This is a genomic window from Acidovorax sp. LjRoot118, assembly GCF_964253575.1.
Taxonomy (GTDB): Bacteria; Pseudomonadota; Gammaproteobacteria; order Burkholderiales; family Burkholderiaceae_C; genus Acidovorax.
In genome coordinates, this window is the sequence record NZ_CAXURB020000001.1 from 4,787,648 (window position 1) to 4,806,043 (window position 18,396).

An 18,396-nucleotide genomic window follows, 5' to 3' on the forward strand; every position below is an offset into this window, starting at 1 on the left:
CGATTGTGCGGGGCCTTTGCTTAAGCCCAGCCAAAGGCGCTGCTCGGCAGCACCGCACCAGCGCCTGGGCCATGCTCGCGGACCGGCGGCGGCAGCCAGGGGGCGGTGCGGCCCTGCCGGGTCCAGTGGTCGGTGGACGACCAGGCCAGCGGGGCAAGGGCCGGCCCTGCGGGGGCGCCGCCCAGAGGGGCGCACGCCAGCCAGGGCAGTGCCAGCAACGCATGGAAGTGGGTAAGTGTCATGCGGTGGATTCTGTCCAGCCCATGCTGTGGCAATGCCAAAGCCCGCTGCCGCCGCCTTTGGCCGGCCTTAAGCCCGCAGGCGCCACAATCGCGCGATGCACATCCTGCTGATCGAGGACGATTTGGACCTGGGCCGCGCCCTGCAGTCTGCCCTGAAGGTGGAGGGGCTGAGCAGCGAGTGGCTGCGCCGCGCGGTGGACGCCCCCACCACGGTGGACGCCACCACCATCGACTGCGTGCTGCTGGACCTGACCCTGCCCGACGGCAGCGGCTTCGATCTGCTGGCGCGCTGGCGCGGCCAGGGCGAGCAGGTGCCCATCATCGTCATCACCGCGCGCTCGGCGGTGGAGGACAGGCTGGCCGGGCTCGATGGTGGGGCCGACGACTTCGTGGTCAAGCCCTTCGCCACGGCCGAGCTGATGTCGCGCATCCGCGCCGTGCTGCGGCGCAGCGCACGCCAGGCCAGCGACTGCTGGACGCTCGGTGACCTGGTGATCGAGCCCCGGCGCCACACCGTGCAGCGCGGTGGCGTGCCGCTGGACCTGTCGCCGCGCGAGTTCCAGTTGCTGCTGGAGCTGGCGCGCGAGCCCGGCGCCGTGGTGCCCAAGGGCGTGCTGGCGCAGCGGCTCGACCCACTGGGCGAGCCGATGGACTTTGGCGCCATCGAGGTGCATGTGTCCAACCTGCGCCGCAAGATCGGCGCGGAGCTGATACGCACCGTGCGCGGCGTGGGCTACCTGCTGCAGCCATGAGCAGCGTGGCGCCACACCATTCCCAGCGGTTGCGCGTGCTGTGGCAGCGGCTGTCAGAGCCCACGCTGGTGCGCCGCAGCGTGGCCTCGGTCATGGTGGCCTTCGTGCTGGTGTGGGCCGTGCTGCTGGGCTACAACTACCTGAAGTACAAGCAGGCCATCACCTACGGCCCGGGCATGCTCAAGTACGGCGACGCCGTGCTGGAGTCGCTGGCCGACCTGCCGGATGCGTCACATGCGGCCGCCGCCCTGGCCTCGACAGACCACTGGACCAATGTGCGCCGCCGCCAGACCGGCCTGCTGCCCGGGGCCTTGATGCACGAGTTGCGCGATGGTGCCTCGGGCCGGCTGGTCTATGCCGCCAGCGGGCTGCAGGGCATGGACCTGCCGCTACCCCGCGATCACGGAAGCTCGTCGCTCACGGAGACCACCGTGCAGGGCCAGCCCTACCGCATCTATACGGGCCACGGTGCGCGCTGGACCTTGCGCATCCTGGAACCGAAGCGCGCCGACGCGGACTACCTGCACTACAACGGCCGCACCCTCGTGCCCTACCTGCTGCTGGCGGCCCCCTTCGTGCTGCTGCCTGTATGGCTGTCGGTGCGCAACGGCCTGCGGCCGCTGCAGCAACTGGCCCGGCGCATTGCCCAGCGCGGCAGCGACGACTTGCAGCCCGTGGGCTTTCATGCCCGGCACCGCGAGCTCAAGCCCCTGGAACAGTCGCTCGACGCCCTGCTCGCCCGCCTGCGCCAGAAGGTGGAGCGCGAGCGCGCCTTCGTGCAGGACGCTGCCCACGAGATCCGCACCCCGCTGGCCGTGATCACCGCGCAGGCCCATGTGATGGCGCGATCAGAGAGCGCAGCCGAGCGCACCGAGGCCCAGGCGCACCTGGAGCAGGCCATCGCGCGCACCTCGCATCTGGCGCAGCAGTTGCTGGACCTGGCCGCGCTCGACGACGCCCAGCGCCCGGCCCCGCGCGACATGGACGTGGCGCAATGGCTGCGTGCCGCGCTGGCGCAGGCGGCACCCGCCGCCATGGCGCAGCGCATCGAGCTGTCGCTGGACGCACCCGACAGCGTGCCGGCGCGGCTCGACGCGACGGCCCTGGAATCGGTGGTGCACAACCTGATCGACAACGCGGTGCGCTATGCCCAGGCAGGCGGTTCGGTGGCCGTGGGCCTGCGCCGCGGATCCGGCATGCTGCACCTGTCGGTGCAGGACGACGGCCCCGGCATTGCGCCGGCCGAGCGCGGCAAGGTGTTCGAGCGCTTCTACCGTGGCACAGGGCATGCCGCCAATGGCTCGGGCCTGGGCCTGGCCATCGTGCGGCAGGCGGCGCGCCGCATGGGTGGGCAGGTGCAGATTGGCGACGGGCTGAACGGGCAGGGTGTGGGCTTTTTCGTTAGCATTCCTCTCCCGCGCCCTGCCTGACCCCTCCCCCTCCACATGCCCGACGAGTCCATCCACCCCTGCCTGACCTGCGGCGCCTGCTGCGCCAGCTTTCGCGTGGACTTTGCGGTGGAGGAGACGCAGGCCATGGGCGGCACAGTGCCCAACGGACTGGCGGTCGAGGTCACCGGCAGCACCTGCCGCATGCGCGGCACCGACCACGTGCCCGCGCGCTGTGCCGCCCTGACCGGCAAGGTGGGCGACAAGGCGGCCTGCGGCATCTACGAGTGGCGGCCCTCGCCCTGCCGCGAGTTCGAGGCCGGCGACCATGCGTGCAACCGCGCGCGCATGCGCCACGGGATGCAACCCCTGCAAGACGGCATCATTTTCTGAAGGCCCTACCAGGGCGGCACAGGCAAAGTAGTTGAGGCTTCAACAAAAATCACCCTGCTGTTGGAATTAACCGACACCACGGGTTTTGCGGGACATGCAAACTTTGTCCCATGCAAGCCAGCCACACCCCCACCGCACGCACGCTCTGGGACATCTCGCCACCCGTGCATGCGGGCAGCCCGGTGTTTCCCGGCGACACGGCCTATTCGCAGCAGTGGTGCGCCACCATCGGGCCAGACTGCCCGGTGAACGTGAGCGCCATCACCCTGTCGCCCCATGTGGGCGCGCATGCCGATGCGCCGCTGCACTACGACGCCGATGGCGCCACCATCGGCGATGTTTCGCTGGAGCCCTTTCTGGGCCCCTGCCGTGTGATCCACGCCATCGGACGGAGCCCGCTGATCGAGTGGGAGCACATCGCCCACGCCGTGGATGCCACCCTGCCCCAGCGCGTGCTGGTGCGCACCTACGAACACATGCCGGTGGACCGCTGGGACGGGGCCCTGGCCGCCTACGCCCCCGCCACCATCGCGCGCCTGGCCGACCTGGGCGTGCTGCTGGTGGGCATCGACACGGCCAGCATCGACCCGGCTGACAGCAAGACGCTGGACAGCCACCAGGTCATCCGCCAGCGCGGCCTGCGCGTGCTCGAGAACCTGGTGCTCGACGAGGTGCCCGAGGGCGACTATGAGCTGATCGCCCTGCCGCTCAAGCTCACCACGGCCGATGCCTCCCCGGTACGCGCCGTCCTTCGCGCACTGACCTGATTCCGAGAACCACACTGCAACTGCCATGACCACCTTGCTAGACTGCCGCGCGCTCGACGCGCAAGACCCCCTGGCCCCGCTGCGCGGGCACTTCAGCCTGCCCGAGGGCGTGATCTACCTGGACGGCAACTCGCTGGGCGTGCTGCCCAAGGCCGCCGCGGCCCGCGTGGCCGACGTAGTCACGCGCGAATGGGGCACCGACCTCATCCGCTCGTGGAACACCGCCAGCTGGTTCGACCTGCCGCAGCGCCTGGGCAACCAGCTCGCACCCTTCATCGGCGCGGGCAAGGACGAGGTGGTGTGCACCGACAGCACCTCCATCAACCTCTACAAGGTGCTGAGCGCCGCGCTCAACATCGCCCGGGAGGACAGCCCCACGCGCAAGCGCGTGGTCAGCGAGCGCAGCAACTTCCCGACCGATCTGTACATCGCCGAAGGCCTGTGCAAGGAGCGCGGGCTGGAGCTGGTGCTGGTGGAGCCCGAGGAGATCACCGCCGCGCTGACGGCCGACGTGGCGGTGCTGATGCTCACGCACGTGAACTACCGCACCGGCGCCATGCACGACATGGCGGCCACCACGGCGGCTGCGCATGCCGCCGGCATCCTCACCGTGTGGGACCTGGCGCACAGCGCGGGCGCCGTGCCGGTGGACCTGAACGGCGCGGGCGCCGATTTCTCCATCGGCTGCGGCTACAAGTACCTGAACGGCGGCCCGGGCGCGCCAGCCTTCGCCTGGGTGCACCCGCGCCATGCCAACCGCTTCTGGCAGCCGCTGTCGGGCTGGTGGGGCCATGCCGCGCCGTTCCAGTTCACGCCGGACTACAAACCCGCCCCCGGCATCACGCGCTATCTGTGCGGTACGCAACCCATCATCAGCCTGTCGGCCCTGCAGTGCGGCCTGGATGTGTTCGACGCGGCCCAGCCCCTGGGCGGCATGGCCGCGCTGCGCGCCAAGTCGCTGGCGCTGACCGATCTGTTCATCAACCTGGTGCAAGAGCGCTGCGCGGGCCACGGCCTGGGCCTGGCGACGCCACGCGAGCATGCACGACGCGGCTCGCAGGTGTGCCTGACGCGCGACGAGGGCCAGGGCCTCAATGGCCAGGGCAGTGGCGCCTACGCCATCGTGCAGGCGCTGATCGCGCGCGGTGTGATCGGCGACTTCCGCAAGGGCGACGGCGGCCAGGGCCCGCACAAGGACATCCTGCGCTTTGGCTTCACGCCGCTGTACATCGGCTACGAGGACGTGTGGAATGCAGTGGAGCACCTGCGCCAGGTGCTCGACGCGGCCGAGTGGCAGCGCCCCGAGTTCAACCAGATCCACGCGGTGACCTGAGCCATGTGCCCCTTCTCCAACACCCCTGCAGAGCCTGGTGCAGCAGCCCCCGCCAGCGGCGTGCCCGAATCCATCGTGCACGAAGAGCGCGCCCAGCTCGACTTCAGCCAATCCATGAGCTATGGCGACTACCTGCAGCTCGATGCCATCCTGACGGCGCAAAAGCCGCTGTCGCCCGCGCACGACGAGATGCTGTTCATCGTGCAGCACCAGACCAGCGAGCTGTGGATGAAGCTCATGCTGCACGAGCTGCGCGCTGCCATCGGCCACATCGCCCGGGACGAACTGCAGATGGCCTTCAAGATGCTGGCCCGCGTCTCCAAGATCATGGAGCAGCTGGTGCATGCCTGGGACGTGCTGGCCACCATGACGCCGCCCGAGTACAGCGCCATGCGGCCCTACCTGGGCCAGTCCAGTGGCTTCCAGAGCTACCAGTACCGCAGCATCGAGTTCTCGCTGGGCAACAAGAACCGCGCCATGCTCAAGCCGCACGAGCACCGCGCCGACCTGCTGGCCCAGGTGCAGGCCGCTTACGAGGCGCCGTCGCTGTACGACGAAGCCCTGCGCCTGCTGGCGCGCCGCGGCATCGCCGTGCCCACCAGCCACACCGAGCGCGACTGGACCCTGCCCTACGCCGAGAGCGATGGGGTGGAGCAGGCCTGGCTCACCGTGTACCGCGCGCCCGAGAAGCACTGGGACCTGTACCAGTTGGGCGAGGAGCTCACCGACCTGGAAGATGCCTTTCGCCTGTGGCGCTTTCGCCATGTGACCACGGTGGAGCGCGTGATCGGCTTCAAGCGCGGCACCGGCGGCACGGGCGGCGTGAGCTACCTGCGCAAGATGCTCGACGTGGTGCTGTTCCCCGAGATCTGGAAGCTGCGCACGGACCTCTGACCCCGGAAGGCGTCCCCCTCCGCATGGGGGACAGCCAATCACTGGCGCACCGTGTACCCTCGGCAGGGGCGACGCGCCGTGCGCGCCCTCCCGGAGACCCCCCTTGCCGCCCCAGACCACAGAGTCCGCCCACACGTCCCCACCACCACCCTTGCTCGCACCCCGTGTCGCCTGGGTCATGCTGCTGGCCCTGGTCTCGGGCTTTGCGCTGAGCCAGGCCTTTCGCACCATCACCGCCATCATCGCCACCGGGCTGCGTGCGGAATTCGGGCTCTCGGCGCAGGCACTGGGGGCGTTTGCGGGGGCCTTTGCGTTTGCGTTCGGCAGCATGCAGTTGTTCATGGGGGTGGGCATCGACCTGTACGGCGTGAGGCGCACACTGCTCACGGCTTTTCCGCTGACGATTGCGGGCTCGCTGCTGTCGGCATTGGCCCCGGGCTATGGCGCCGTGCTGCTCGGGCAGGTGCTGATCGGCGTGGGTTGCGCGCCCGCTTTCCTGGTGTGCACCGTGTTCATTGCGCGCTACTTTCCTGCGGCCCGCTTCGCCCTGGTGTCGGGCGTGGCCATGGGCGTGGGCGGCCTGGGCATGCTCTTCACGGGCACCCCGCTGGCCTGGCTGGTGCAGCACTCGTCCTGGCGCATGGGCTTTGGCGTGCTCGCGGGCCTGGCCGTGCTGGCCTGGCTGCTGATCTGGTGGAAGGTGCATGAGCCGGCGCAGCCGCAGCATCTGGAAAACACACCGCGCGAGTCAATAGGCTCCGCCGTGCGCGGCTTCGGGGCGCTGTTCCTGCTGCCGCACACCGCCGGCATCATGCTGCTGGCGCTGACCACCTATGCCTCCTTCCTCACGCTGCGCGGGCTGTGGCTGGGGCCGCTGCTGATCGAGCGGCACGGCTATTCGCTGGTGGCCAGCGGCAACGTGGCCGTCATTGCGTCTCTGGTGTCCCTCTTCAGTCCGGCCTTCTTCGGGCGGCTGGACCCAGGGCCGGCACACCGCAGGCGCTGGATCATGGGCTTTACCGTGCTGCTGTCCGGCCTGTTCCTGGCCATCGGCCTGCTGCACCAGGAATGGCTGGACGTGGCCGGCCCCATCGCCGTGGGCCTGCTGTCGGGCTACATGGTGCTGCAGTATGCGGACGTGCGCTCGGCCTACCCGGCGGCCATGACCGGGCGCGCCATGGCGGTGTTCACCATGGCGCTGTTCCTGGGCGTGGCGCTGATGCAGTGGCTCACGGGGCTGGCGGCCTCGCTGGCCTCTGCGCACGGCGTCGATCCCTACGTGGCCGTGATGCTGACCATCTCGGCGCTGCTGGCGGCCGGGGTGGTGTCGTTCAGACTGCTGCCGGCGCCCGCGCATTGATCTGCGGCGGGCACACGGCCCCCTGCCCCGCCACGCGCCACCACTGCAGCACGCCGAACAGCAACTCGAATGCGGTGAATCCGAGGACGATGGCGCTGGCGCCATGGGCTACCGCATGGATTTGCCAGGCGGCAAACAGCAAGCGCGCCAGCCCATCGAGCCGGCCCAGCAGCATGCTGGGTGCCGCAATGCGCGCGATGGACCAGACCACCACCACCGAGCCGAGCAGATTGGCCAGCAGCATGTGCGTGCCATCGAGCGGGTGCAGGGTACCGGGCAGGCCCAGTGTGGTGGACACCGAGGTCAGCAGGCCATAGAGCCAGGCAAAGGTCCACGGCAGCGCAAAAGGCCAGGTGACGAACAGGTCGTACCAGCCGCCAGCGCGCACGATGCTCAGGTAGCGGGGCGAGGAAAATGCGGGGATATGCATGGTGCAAAAAAGATCGGAGTGAAGAAGGCTCCGAGCTTCCACCTTGAAGTACGCTTCAGGGTCAAGCACTTTTTTTGGAAAAACGCGCCCCATGCTGATTGGAGAACTCGCCACCGCCGCCGGACTGAGCCGCGAGGCCTTGCGCTTTTATGAGCAACAGGGCTTGATCCGCGCACGCCGCCTGCCCAATGGCTACCGCGACTACCCCGAGGAGGTGCTGATGCTGGTGCAGTACATCCGCACGGCGCAGCAACTGGGCTTCACGCTCGCGGAGATCGGCGACCGCCTGCCCGCGATCTGGGACGCACCCGATCCGGCGCCCGCCGTTACCGAAGTGCTGTCCGCCAAGCTGCTCGAAATCGACGCACGCATCGCCGCGCTGCAGGCCTTGCGCCAGACGCTGGCGGAGCGGGTGCTGGCGGACTGCCCGTTGGCGGCTTCTTAAAGCGAACTGGCCACCGAGCCGTCGCCCCGGTAGAGCCAGGGCAGGTCCAGCACGCGCGCGCCCAGCAGGCGCAGCGAGGCATCGCGCCCCCAGCGCACCGGCCCCATGGCGTGGAAGATGCGGCCATTGCGCGTGGCACGGGCCTGCACGCGGGCATTGCGCTGCCAGCGGTTCAGGGCATAGCGGGTCAGGCGCAGCGGCACCTCCAGGTCGTGCATGGACAGGGCCCGCTGCAGTTCGGCCGCATCCTCGATGGCCATGCCTGCGCCCTGGGCCAGGTAAGGCACCATGGGGTGGGCGGCGTCACCCAGCAGCGCCACCAGGCCCTGCGCCATATCGCCGGGGCCGCGCACCGGCGGGCGGTCGCACAGCGGCCACAGGCGCCAGCCACCGCCGGCTGCGGCCACGCCATACACCACATGCTGAAGTGCCGGGCAGGCGCCCTGCAGGGCCTGCTCCAGGTCGGCGGCATTGGCGGCATGGTCCCAGCCCTGCATGTCCTCGGGCGCCGGGCCTTCGATGATGACCACCAGGTTCTGCAGCTCGCCGCGCCGCACGGGGTACTGCACCACATGCAGGCGCGGGCCCAGCCAGGCGGTGATCTGCTGGGTGCGCAGGGCATTGGGCAGGGCGTCCTGCGGGACCAGGGCGCGGTAGGCCAGGTGGCCCGTGGCGCGTGGCGGCACATCGCCCAGCAGCTGCAGGCGCGTGCCGCTCCACAGGCCGTCGGCCCCTACCAGCGCATCGCCCTCCACCTCCTTGCCCCGGCTGGTGTGCACGGTGATGGCGGTCTCGGCACCGGGAATGGCGTTCACTGCCGTGCTGCCGTCGGTGAAAGCCTCGATGGCATGCTCCAGGTTCAACTGGGTGTCGGTGTACTTGGTGACGGCGGCCAGCAGCAGCCCATGCAGATCGGCACGGTGGATGGTGGCGTAGGCGGCGCCATAGCGCTCAATGGCCGTGGCGCCCAGAGGCAGCTCGGCCAAAGCGCGCCCCGAGAGCGCGCTGCGCACCTGCAGACGGGCCGGGAAAGCCGCCACGGCCTGCAGCGGCTTCTGCAGGCCCCAGGCCTGCAGCCGGCGCACCACGTTGGGCCCCAGTTGCACGCCCGCCCCCACCTCGCTGAAGGCGGCGGCGCGCTCGTACAGCCGCACATCCCATCCGGCACGCGATGCGCCCAGGGCCGCTGCCAGCCCCCCTATGCCACCACCCGCCACCAGCACCTGTTTCTTCATGCGCCGATTGTCGCCCGCTCGGTGCGCCCTGCGTTTGTCATTGCGCAGGAAGCAGCGCGCGCTCCAGCATCTCGGCCGGCATGGGGCGCGCGAACAGGTAGCCCTGGAAGGCCTGGCAGCCATGGCGCTGCAGGAACTCGAACTGGCCCGGAGTCTCCACCCCCTCGGCCACCACGGAGAGGTCCAGGCTGCGCGCCAGCGCCAGGATGGTGCGCACGATGGCGGCATCGTTGGGATCGGTCTGCAGGTCGCGCACGAAGCTCTGGTCGATCTTGAGCTGGTCCAGCGGCAGGCGCTTGAGGTAGGACAGGGACGAGTAGCCGGTGCCGAAGTCGTCCATCGAAAAGCCCACCCCATGGCGGCGCAACTGCTCCATGCGGACAATGCTGTCCTCCACGTCGGTGAGCAGCAGGCTTTCGGTCAGCTCGAAGCGCAGGCGCTCGGGGTTGGCGCCGCTGGCCTGCAGCACGCCCAGCACCTGGGCCACGAAGTCGGGCTGGCGGAACTGCCGCACGCTGACGTTGACCGACAGGAAGAAGGGCCGCGTGAGCGCGCTGTGCGACCACTGCACCAGCTGTGCGCAGGCAGACTCCAGCACCCACTGGCCCAGCGGCAGGATGAGCCCCGTCTGCTCGGCCAGCGCAATGAACTCGCCCGGCAGCACCAGCCCCCGGCGCGGGTGGTTCCAGCGCACCAGGGCCTCGGCACCGAGCAGCTTGCCGGTTCCATCCACCACGGGCTGGCAATACAGCAGCAGCTCCTGCTGGTTCAGGCCGCGGCGCAGGTCGGCCTCCAGCGCCGCGCGCGCGCTCACGGCGGCCTGCATGTCCGGGTCGAAGAAGCGCTGGGTGTTGCGCCCCGCCGCCTTGGCCTGGTACATGGCCAGGTCAGCGTGCTTGAGCAGCTCATCCGGCGTGCTCGGGTGCTGCCCGAACAGCGCGATGCCGATGCTGGGCGTGCTGTGGTGGCTGACGCCCTCCATGTCGTAGGGCCGGCCGAGGGCCGTCAGTATCTGCTGCGAAATGGCAGCGGCCTCGCTGCTGGCATGCGCCACGTCGGTGTGCAGGCCGTCGAGCAGCACCACGAATTCATCGCCGCCGAAGCGGGCCACGGTGTCGCTCTCGCGCACGCTCTCCAGCAGGCGCCTGGCCACGCGCACCAGCAACTGGTCGCCGGTGTCATGGCCCAGCGTATCGTTGAGGTCCTTGAAATTGTCGAGGTCGATGAACAGCAGCGCACCGTGCGCATGGCTGCGTCCGGCTGCCACGGTGGCGCGCTGCAGGCGGTCCATCAGCAGGCGGCGGTTGGGCAGACCGGTGAGCGCGTCGAAGAAGGCCAGCCGCTCGATCTGCAGCTCTGCCTCCTTGCGCTCGGTGATGTCCCGCCCCACGCCCCGGTAGCCGCGCAGCACACCCTCTGCGTCGATCACCGGCACGCCACTGACCGAGATCCAGTGCATGCTGCCGTCGGGGCGCTGGCGCTGCAGCTCCAGGTCCCGAAACGGCTGCTGCGCCGCGAGCACCGCGCGGTGGGCGTCCCACTCGACATCGGTCATGTTCAGCGCGCCGATCTCCCAGCGGGTGCGGCCCATCACGCTCGACAGGGGGATGCCGTTGACGCTGAGGTCACCGGCCAGCTGCACGAAGCGGCCGTCCGCATCGTGCTCCCAGTACCAGTCGGACGACAGGTCGCTCAGACCGCGAAAGCGCGCCTCGCTCTCGCGCAACTCGTTCTGCACGCGCACGTAGTCGCTCACATCGGTGAAGGTGCGCACCAGGCCGCCATCGGGCAGCCGGGTGGTGCGCACCTCGAAGGTACGGCCATCGCGCGTGGTGCGCCAATACACCTCGGGCGAGGGGTCCACCACGGAGCGTGCGATGTAGTCGCGGCCCCGGTGGTCCACCAGGCCATAGCCCGCGCCGAAGTCGCCGCGCTGGGCCTGCAGCTGCGTCAGCTCGGCCAGGGTGGGCCGGGCGGCCATCAGCGATTCGGGCAGGTCCAGCAGCTCCAGCACGCGCTGGTTGTAGATGCTGATGCGCCCGTCCGGCCCGGTCCTGAAGATGCCCTGGCTCATGCTGGCCAGGGTGACCTGCAGGCCCAGGCGCTGCTCCTGCAGCAGCGTGAGTGCCTCGTGCCAGATGCGCGCATCCACCATGCGCATGGGCTGCACCGCCCCGGGGACGGCCGCCGTGCCCTGCCGGCCCACCAGCGCGCACAGGCGGTGCACCAGCTCCGGGAGATGGCCACCGTCCGCAGCGCGCAGGGCATAGTCCCCCAGGCCGCAGCGAAAACCGCGCGCGGCCAGGGCTTCCTGCGCCCCATCGAGGCACAGCAGCACGGGGCGCCCCGCGCACAGCTCCAGCAGGCTGGGCAGCTCCTGGATCTGCGGATCCAGGCACAGCACCAATGCATCCCAGGTCTGCGCAGCCAGCAGCAGGGAGGCTGCGTCGGCCGAGGGGCTGTGCACCACGTGCCAGCCCGGGCAGCGCTGGGCCAGCACGGCGATGGCCGCCCGTGCGTGCAGCGCATCGCCGTCCACCCACAGCACGCTGGCGACGGAGGTGGATGCTGCGAGGTTGGGTCCCGGTACGGCAGTCATGGGGCTTGGGCGGCAGGGGCTGGCACCGGGGGCTCGGGCAGGTGCTCGCGCTCGAACATGTCCACCGGCACAGGCCTGCCAAACAGATAGCCCTGGAACCCCTCGCAGCCATGCAGCCTGAGGAACCCCAGTTGCCCCGTCGTCTCCACCCCCTCGGCCACCACCTGCAAGTCCAGGCTCTTGGCCAGCGCCAATATGGTGCGCACGATGGCCGCGTCGTTGGGGTCGCTCAGCACGTCGCGCACGAAGCTCTGGTCGATCTTGATCTGGTCCAGCGGCAGCCGCTTGAGGTAGCTCAATGAGGAGTAGCCGGTGCCGAAGTCGTCCAGCGCGAACCCGACCCCTTCACCCTTGAGCTGTTCCATGCGCACGATGGTGTCTTCGATGTCCCCCAGCAGCAGGCTTTCGGTGAGTTCGAGCTTGAGCAGCCGGGGGTTGGCCTGGCAGTCCTTCAGGGTACCGAGGACTTCGGCGACGAAGCCCGGTTGCCGGAACTGGCGGGCGCTGACGTTCACGGAGATGCTCAGGTGGGCTGTGGTGGGCGATTGGCTCCAGCGGTGCAGTTGCCTGCAGGCGGTCTCCAGCACGTATTGGCCCAGGGGGAGGATGAGTCCGGTCTGCTCTGCCAGGGGGATGAAGTCGCCGGGGCTGATCATGCCGCGCTGGGGGTGGCGCCAGCGCACCAGGGCTTCGGCTCCGACCAGGCGGGCCTGGTGGTCGACGACGGGCTGGTAGTGCACGAGCAGTTCGTTGCGGGCCAGGCCCTGGCGCAGGTCGGCTTCCAGGTTGGAGCGGGCGTTGACGGCGGCCTGCATGTCGGGGTCGAAGAAGCGCTGGGTGTTGCGCCCTGCGGCCTTGGCCTGGTACATGGCCAGGTCCGCCCTTTTGAGGAGTTCGTCCACCGACAGGCGTTCGTCGCCGAACAGGGTGATGCCGATGCTGGGGGTGCTGTAGTGCTGCTGGCCCCCGAGGGCAAAGGGCTGGTTCAGGCTGGCCAGGAGTTTTTCGGCGACGGTTTCGGCCTGGGCGGCGGCTTCGGCCAGTTCGGGGTTCAGGTTGTCCAGCATGACGACGAATTCGTCACCGCCGAAGCGCGCCACGGTGTCGGCTTCGCGCACGCTGCCCACCAGGCGGGTGGCGACCTGGGACAGGAGCTGGTCGCCCATGTCGTGGCCCAGGGTGTCGTTCAAGTCCTTGAAGTTATCGAGGTCGATGAACAGCAGGGCCCCGAGGTTCTTGCTGCGCTGGCAGGCGGCCAGGGAGCGTTGCAGGCGGTCCAGCAGCAGGCGCCGGTTGGGCAGGCCCGTGAGGGCGTCGTAGAACGCCAGGCGCTCGATCTCCTGCTCTGCGCGCTTGCGGTCGGTGATGTCACGGCACACGCCCAGGATGCCCGTCACGCGGCCATGCAGGTCGCGGATGGGCGTCTTGATGGTCTCGAAATACCCCTGGTAACCGTCTTCCGCAAAGGTCAGCTGCTCTTCGTAGACCAGGGGCTGCCAGGCCTGCATGGCACGCCGGTCATACGCGCGGAACTGCTCGGCCGCCGATGCAGGGGACAGATCGTAGTCGGTGCAGCCGATGATCTCGCGCTCGGGCTTGCCCGCAAAGCGCTCGAACACCGGGTTGCAGGACAGGTAGACACCCTGCGCGTCCTTGAGGAAGACCATGTCGGGCATGGCGTTCACCACCCGGGCCAGGTGGGCCTTCTGCTGGGCCAGCTCGGTCTCGATGCGCTTGAGCTCGGTCAGGTCGTAGGCGAAGACCACCACGGCCACCACCCCCTGCTCCGTGATGGATTCGGGCACCAGGGTGGTGTGGCGGTACTGCGGGCCGTCCAGTGCGTCGATGCGGTTTTCAAAGACGGCCGTCTCTCCGGCAAATGCCTTGTGCAACTGGGGCTGCATGCGCGCCATGACCGCTGCGGGGATCACGTCCGGGAGCAGTTGCCCCTGCAACTGCTCGGGTGTGCGGTGCAGCCACCGGGCCTGTTGCTCGTTCACATAGAGCACGCGGTACTCGCGGTCCAGCCGTGCCACGCCGCCGGGCACCTGGCGCAGCATGTTGGCCATCTGCACCTCGTGCGCGTGGGCCGCCTGCTCGGCCTCGCGCTCGGCGGTGATGTCGCTTTGCACGCCATCCCAGATCACGCGCCCGCCATCCAGGGGTCGGGGCGAGGAGCTCAGGTGTATCCAGCGCACCGCCCCCGAAGACACACGCATGCGAAAGGTGGCCTCCATGGGCCCCATGCTGCGCAGCGACTGGTCCCTGGCCTCCTCGAGCGCGGGGAGGTCTTCTGGGAGGATCTGCTGGTACAGCACGCCGGGATCACGCAGCACATCCTCAGGGCGCAGGCCGTTCAGGCGCTCGATGGCATCGCCGATGTGCACGAAGTGCATGCGGCCATCGGCCTCGCGCACCACCTGGTAGAGCACACTCAGCGGCAGGTTGCGGCCCAGCAGCTGCAGGCGCGTTTCGCTTTCACGCAACTGGGCTTCGGCCTCGTACAGCCGATCAAAGGGCTGGCGCATGCCCGCCACGAACACGGCTTGGTACAGCAGGGCATAGCCCACCACACGCACGCCAATGGCCAGCAGGCTGGCCCAGCCGACCTGCGCCACGCCGGAGAGCCCCACCATGAGTTCCGCGACCGCGAAAGTGGCAGCAGCCCATGCCAGCAGGCGTCCCCGCGTGCGGTTGTCGCCCTTCGCATCGCCGTGCAGCCGCACGGCAGCCCCTACCAGGCCTGCGCACAGCAATCCGGCCATCAACGCCGGCAACATGCCGCCCGAGGCCGCAGAAAACCACTGCGGCAGCGGCCCCGCAGCCGCCCACACCAGCACCAGGGAAAACGCACCCGCAGCCACGGCCCACACCTTGGCAGGCCCGGGCAGGGAGACGCGCAGTGCCGTGAGCACCAGCGCGGCGCACTCGGCCACGCGCACCCAGGAGCCAAGCCACAGCGCCATGTCCGCCGCCAGGGTCGAAGCTGGTTGCGGCGTGGCATGGGCCAGCACGCCATGCAGGAAATTGCAGACCGCCGCCACCCCGAAACCGGCGACCAGCACATTCGCATGGCCTTGGCCATGCGCGTCGAGCGTATGCAGGGACACCGACACCACCAACAACGCCAGCAGGATGGCCACCAGCTCCATGAAGGGCTCCAGCCCATGCTGCAGACCCACACCGTCTCCCAGGATGCCGCTCAGTGACACCATCACCAGCGCCAGCACCGCCACGGCCAGCACCACCGTGACGGCGGGAGCCTCCGAGACGAGCGTCCGCGGGGAACGGTGGACTGGGGAGTTCATAGGAACTGTGGGGGGTAGGGCGTCCGCTGCACCTCACCAGTGTATCGGCCTGTAAGCGCCAGCGACGATTTCTGCCGCAACGCGCGGTATGCGCGCCACAACCGTGACCTGGCACCGGTCACACCCACCTGCTCCATGCCCGGGCGATGCGAACACCACCGCCCAGATGCCATCAGCCCTCAGCCTTCGAGCAGTTGGCGCAGCACGAACGGCAGAATGCCGCCCGCCTGGTAGTAGTCCACCTCGATGGGGGTGTCGATGCGCAGCGTGACCACCACCTCCTGGCTGCTGCCGTCAGCCCGGCGAATCACCAGGGTGGCGTCGCTCTGGGGCGTGAGCGCGGGGTCGGGCAGCACGTTGATGGTTTCGTTGCCGGTCAGGCCCAGCGACTCCCACGAATCCGTGCCCTTGAACTGCAGGGGCAGCACGCCCATGCCCACCAGGTTGGAGCGGTGGATGCGCTCGAAGCTGCGCGCCACCACGGCCTTGATGCCCAAGAGCTGCGTGCCCTTGGCGGCCCAGTCGCGGCTCGATCCGGTGCCGTATTCCTCGCCCGCGAAGATCACCGTGGGTGTCTTTTGCGCCATGTACTGCATGGCTGCGTCGAAGATGAACATCTTCTCGCCCTGCAGCGGCCCTTCGCTCTGGAACACGGTCACCCCGCCTTCCTCGCGCGAGCCATCGGCCGTGGGCGGGAGCATGAGGTTCTTGATGCGCACGTTGGCGAAGGTGCCGCGCATCATCACGTCGTGGTTGCCGCGGCGTGCGCCGTAGCTGTTGAAGTCGGCCTTCTGCACACCGTTGAGCTGCAGCCACTGGCCGGCGGGCGAGGTGGCCTTGATGGAGCCCGCAGGAGAGATGTGGTCGGTGGTGATGGAGTCACCGAACAACGCCATGATGCGCGCGCCGTGCACAGCGGAGGCCGTCGCGGCACCCTGCTCGAGCGTGAATTGGGCGAAGAACGGCGGCTCGGCGATGTAGGTGCTGGCCGGCCAGGTGTACGAGTTTCCGCTCACGCCCTTGATCTTTTCCCAGAGCTTGCCGGGGTCTGTGGCAACCTTGGCGTAGTTCTCGCGGAAGGCCTTGCCGTTCATCGCGAACTTCATGAGCTTGTGCACTTCCTCGCTCGTCGGCCAGACGTCGCCCAGGTAGATGTCGCGGCCACCCTTGCCCTTGCCCACGGGCTCGGTCATCAGGTCCTTGAGCACCGTGCCGGCGATGGCATAGGCCACCACCAGCGGCGGGCTGGCCAGGAAGTTGGCCTTGAGGTTGGGGTGGATGCGCGCCTCGAAATTGCGGTTGCCCGAGAGCACGGCCGCACAGATGAGGTCGTTGCTGGTGATGGCGTCGTTGAGCTCGGGCGTGAGGTCGCCCGCATTGCCGATGCAGGTGGTGCAGCCGTAGCCCGCCAGCGCAAAGCCCAGCTTCTCCAGGTAGGGCAGCAGGCCGGTCTCGGTGAGGTAGTCGGTGACGATGCGCGAGCCGGGGGCCAGCGAGGTCTTGATGTGCGGCTGGACCTTGAGCCCCGCCTCCACCGCCTTCTTGGCCAGCAGGCCGGCGGCCAGCAGCACGCTGGGGTTGGAGGTGTTGGTGCAGCTGGTGATGGCGGCGATCAGCACGTCCCCATTGCCCACCGTGGGGTCGGCGCCCTTGGTGGGCATGGTGGCCGCTGCGTCGGCATGGGCCGTGGCCAGCGCGGGCTTGTTGCCCTCCATCTCGGCCAGGGAGCGCGGCGCGCCTGCGGGAGCAGGTTTGTCCTTGGGCGCCAGCTCTTGAACCATATCCTGCCCACGGTGGATGTGGTGGCGGGTGAGCAGCAGTTCGGCCGGGCGGTTGAAGCCGTTCTCGGCATTGGACTTGCTGAACAGGTCGGCGAACTGGCTGCTGACCTTGCCCAGCTCGATCCGGTCCTGCGGCCGCTTGGGGCCGGCCAGGCTGGGGGTCACGCTGCCCAGGTCGAGCTTGACGACCTGCGAGTAGTCGATCTCGCCGGCCAGCGGCACGCCGAACAGGCCCTGGGCCTTGAAGTAGGCCTCGAAGGCCTCGATCTCGGCCTTGGTGCGGCCCGTGCCCTGGAAGTAGTCGATGGTCTTCTCATCCACCGGGAAGAAGCCCATGGTGGCACCGTACTCGGGTGCCATGTTGCCGATGGTGGCCCGGTCGGGCAGCGCCAGGGTGCGCGTGCCCTCGCCGAAGAACTCGACGAACTTGCCCACCACCTTGTGCTGGCGCAGCAGCTCGGTCACGGTGAGCACCAGGTCGGTGGCGGTCACGCCCTCGCGCAGCTGGCCGGTCATCTCGAAGCCCACCACGTCGGGCGTGAGGAAGTACACGGGCTGGCCCAGCATGGCGGCCTCGGCCTCGATGCCGCCCACGCCCCAGCCGACCACGCCGATGCCGTTGATCATGGTGGTGTGGCTGTCGGTGCCCACCAGGGTGTCGGGGTAGTGCACACCTGCCTTGGTCTTGTGCACGCCGCGCGCCAGGTACTCCAGGTTCACCTGGTGCACGATGCCGAAGCCCGGCGGCACCACGCCGAAGGTGCTGAAGGCCTGCATGCCCCACTTCATGAACTCGTAGCGCTCACGGTTGCGCTGGAACTCGAGCTTCATGTTCAGGTCGAGCGAATTCTTCTTGCCGTAGTAGTCGACCATGATGGAGTGGTCCACCACCAGATCGACTGGCACCAGGGGTTCGATCTTCTTGGGGTTCTTGCCCAGCCTGGCAGCCACGCTGCGCATGGCGGCCAGGTCGGCCAGCAGCGGCACGCCGGTGAAGTCCTGCAGCACCACGCGCGATACGACGAAGGGGATCTCGTCCTTGCGCTCGGCCTTGGGCGCCCAGTGCGCGAGCTGGTGCACATGCTCGGCCGTGACCTTGCGGCCGTCGCAGTTGCGCAGTACCGATTCGAGCACGATGCGGATGGACACCGGCAGGCGGTTGATCTGCGGAAACTGCTTGGCCAGGGCTGGCAGGGAATAGAGCTGTCCGGTCTTGCCGGACGCGGTCTTGAAACTCTTGAGCGTGTTGGCAAACGCGTGGCGGGCGGGCTGGGGCGACGACTTGGTCGATGTGGCCATGGCTGACTCCTGTGTAAGCGACAAGGCCTATTCTGTCAGTCCCACGCGGCGGAGCCAACGTTGGGGGTATGCAGGGAGGCGGCAACTGCCGCCCATCGCCATGGGAAAGGGGCCTCACAGGGCCCCTCCGGTACACGCGCAAGAGCGCCAAGCGCTATTCAATACAGAGC

The 18,396-nt window shown here is 68.8% G+C and carries 14 protein-coding genes; 8 read left to right on the plus strand and 6 right to left on the minus strand.

The annotated features are described in order from the left end of the window. Window positions 1–20 precede the first annotated feature (20 nt). Window positions 21–242 (minus strand): hypothetical protein, encoded by a 222-nt coding sequence (locus tag ACSQ9E_RS22525; protein WP_157421849.1) that lies wholly within the window; start codon window positions 240–242, stop codon window positions 21–23. A gap of 95 nt (window positions 243–337) precedes the next feature. Here ACSQ9E_RS22525 and ACSQ9E_RS22530 point away from each other — a divergent pair, with 95 nt between their 5' ends. The 7 genes from ACSQ9E_RS22530 (at window position 338) to ACSQ9E_RS22560 (ending at window position 7,129) form a co-directional block, all read left to right on the plus strand. Beyond that, window positions 338–994 (plus strand): response regulator transcription factor, encoded by a 657-nt coding sequence (locus ACSQ9E_RS22530; RefSeq protein ID WP_057264750.1) that lies wholly within the window; start codon window positions 338–340, stop codon window positions 992–994. Beyond that, window positions 991–2,424: a sensor histidine kinase gene (locus ACSQ9E_RS22535; protein ID WP_436219225.1), complete on the plus strand. Its 1,434-nt coding sequence runs from the start codon at window positions 991–993 to the stop codon at window positions 2,422–2,424. The genes ACSQ9E_RS22530 and ACSQ9E_RS22535 overlap by 4 nt, the downstream gene beginning before the upstream one ends. A 15-nt stretch (window positions 2,425–2,439) precedes the next feature. Further along, complete coding sequence (locus tag ACSQ9E_RS22540) at window positions 2,440–2,775, plus strand: YkgJ family cysteine cluster protein (protein ID WP_057203457.1); 336 nt, start codon at window positions 2,440–2,442, stop codon at window positions 2,773–2,775. 110 nt (window positions 2,776–2,885) lie between these two features. Continuing rightward, window positions 2,886–3,542, plus strand: a complete 657-nt coding sequence (gene kynB, locus ACSQ9E_RS22545) for an arylformamidase (RefSeq protein WP_057203456.1) — start codon at window positions 2,886–2,888, stop codon at window positions 3,540–3,542. A gap of 25 nt (window positions 3,543–3,567) precedes the next feature. Further along, window positions 3,568–4,875, plus strand: a complete 1,308-nt coding sequence (gene kynU / locus ACSQ9E_RS22550; protein ID WP_436219226.1) for a kynureninase — start codon at window positions 3,568–3,570, stop codon at window positions 4,873–4,875. A 3-nt stretch (window positions 4,876–4,878) separates the two neighbouring features. Continuing rightward, window positions 4,879–5,769 (plus strand): tryptophan 2,3-dioxygenase, encoded by an 891-nt coding sequence (gene kynA / locus ACSQ9E_RS22555; RefSeq protein ID WP_057203454.1) that lies wholly within the window; start codon window positions 4,879–4,881, stop codon window positions 5,767–5,769. A 178-nt stretch (window positions 5,770–5,947) separates the two neighbouring features. Continuing rightward, on the plus strand, window positions 5,948–7,129 hold the full coding sequence (locus ACSQ9E_RS22560; RefSeq protein WP_436220252.1) for an MFS transporter: 1,182 nt from the start codon (window positions 5,948–5,950) through the stop codon (window positions 7,127–7,129). Here the strand turns inward: ACSQ9E_RS22560 and ACSQ9E_RS22565 are convergent. Continuing rightward, the gene (locus tag ACSQ9E_RS22565) at window positions 7,101–7,559 is read right to left on the minus strand and encodes a hypothetical protein (protein ID WP_436219227.1); all 459 of its coding nucleotides are present in this window, start codon (window positions 7,557–7,559) and stop codon (window positions 7,101–7,103) included. The two genes, ACSQ9E_RS22560 and ACSQ9E_RS22565, sit on opposite strands and share 29 nt — an antisense overlap. 91 nt (window positions 7,560–7,650) lie before the next feature. Here ACSQ9E_RS22565 and ACSQ9E_RS22570 point away from each other — a divergent pair, with 91 nt between their 5' ends. After that, a complete protein-coding gene (locus ACSQ9E_RS22570; RefSeq protein ID WP_436219228.1) occupies window positions 7,651–8,004 on the plus strand; it encodes a MerR family DNA-binding protein in 354 nt (117 codons plus the stop codon). Here ACSQ9E_RS22570 and ACSQ9E_RS22575 read toward each other — a convergent pair. From ACSQ9E_RS22575 to ACSQ9E_RS22590, 4 genes are all read right to left on the minus strand, one after another. Then, window positions 8,001–9,239, minus strand: coding sequence for an FAD-dependent monooxygenase (locus ACSQ9E_RS22575; RefSeq protein ID WP_436176989.1), 1,239 nt, complete (start codon window positions 9,237–9,239; stop codon window positions 8,001–8,003). The genes ACSQ9E_RS22570 and ACSQ9E_RS22575 overlap by 4 nt on opposite strands. 37 nt (window positions 9,240–9,276) lie before the next feature. Further along, window positions 9,277–11,838: a putative bifunctional diguanylate cyclase/phosphodiesterase gene (locus tag ACSQ9E_RS22580; protein WP_436219229.1), complete on the minus strand. Its 2,562-nt coding sequence runs from the start codon at window positions 11,836–11,838 to the stop codon at window positions 9,277–9,279. Continuing rightward, on the minus strand, window positions 11,835–15,146 hold the full coding sequence (locus ACSQ9E_RS22585; protein ID WP_436219230.1) for an EAL domain-containing protein: 3,312 nt from the start codon (window positions 15,144–15,146) through the stop codon (window positions 11,835–11,837). The genes ACSQ9E_RS22580 and ACSQ9E_RS22585 overlap by 4 nt, the downstream gene beginning before the upstream one ends. A gap of 179 nt (window positions 15,147–15,325) precedes the next feature. Further along, window positions 15,326–18,226: an aconitate hydratase gene (locus ACSQ9E_RS22590; RefSeq protein WP_436219231.1), complete on the minus strand. Its 2,901-nt coding sequence runs from the start codon at window positions 18,224–18,226 to the stop codon at window positions 15,326–15,328. Window positions 18,227–18,396 lie beyond the last annotated feature (170 nt).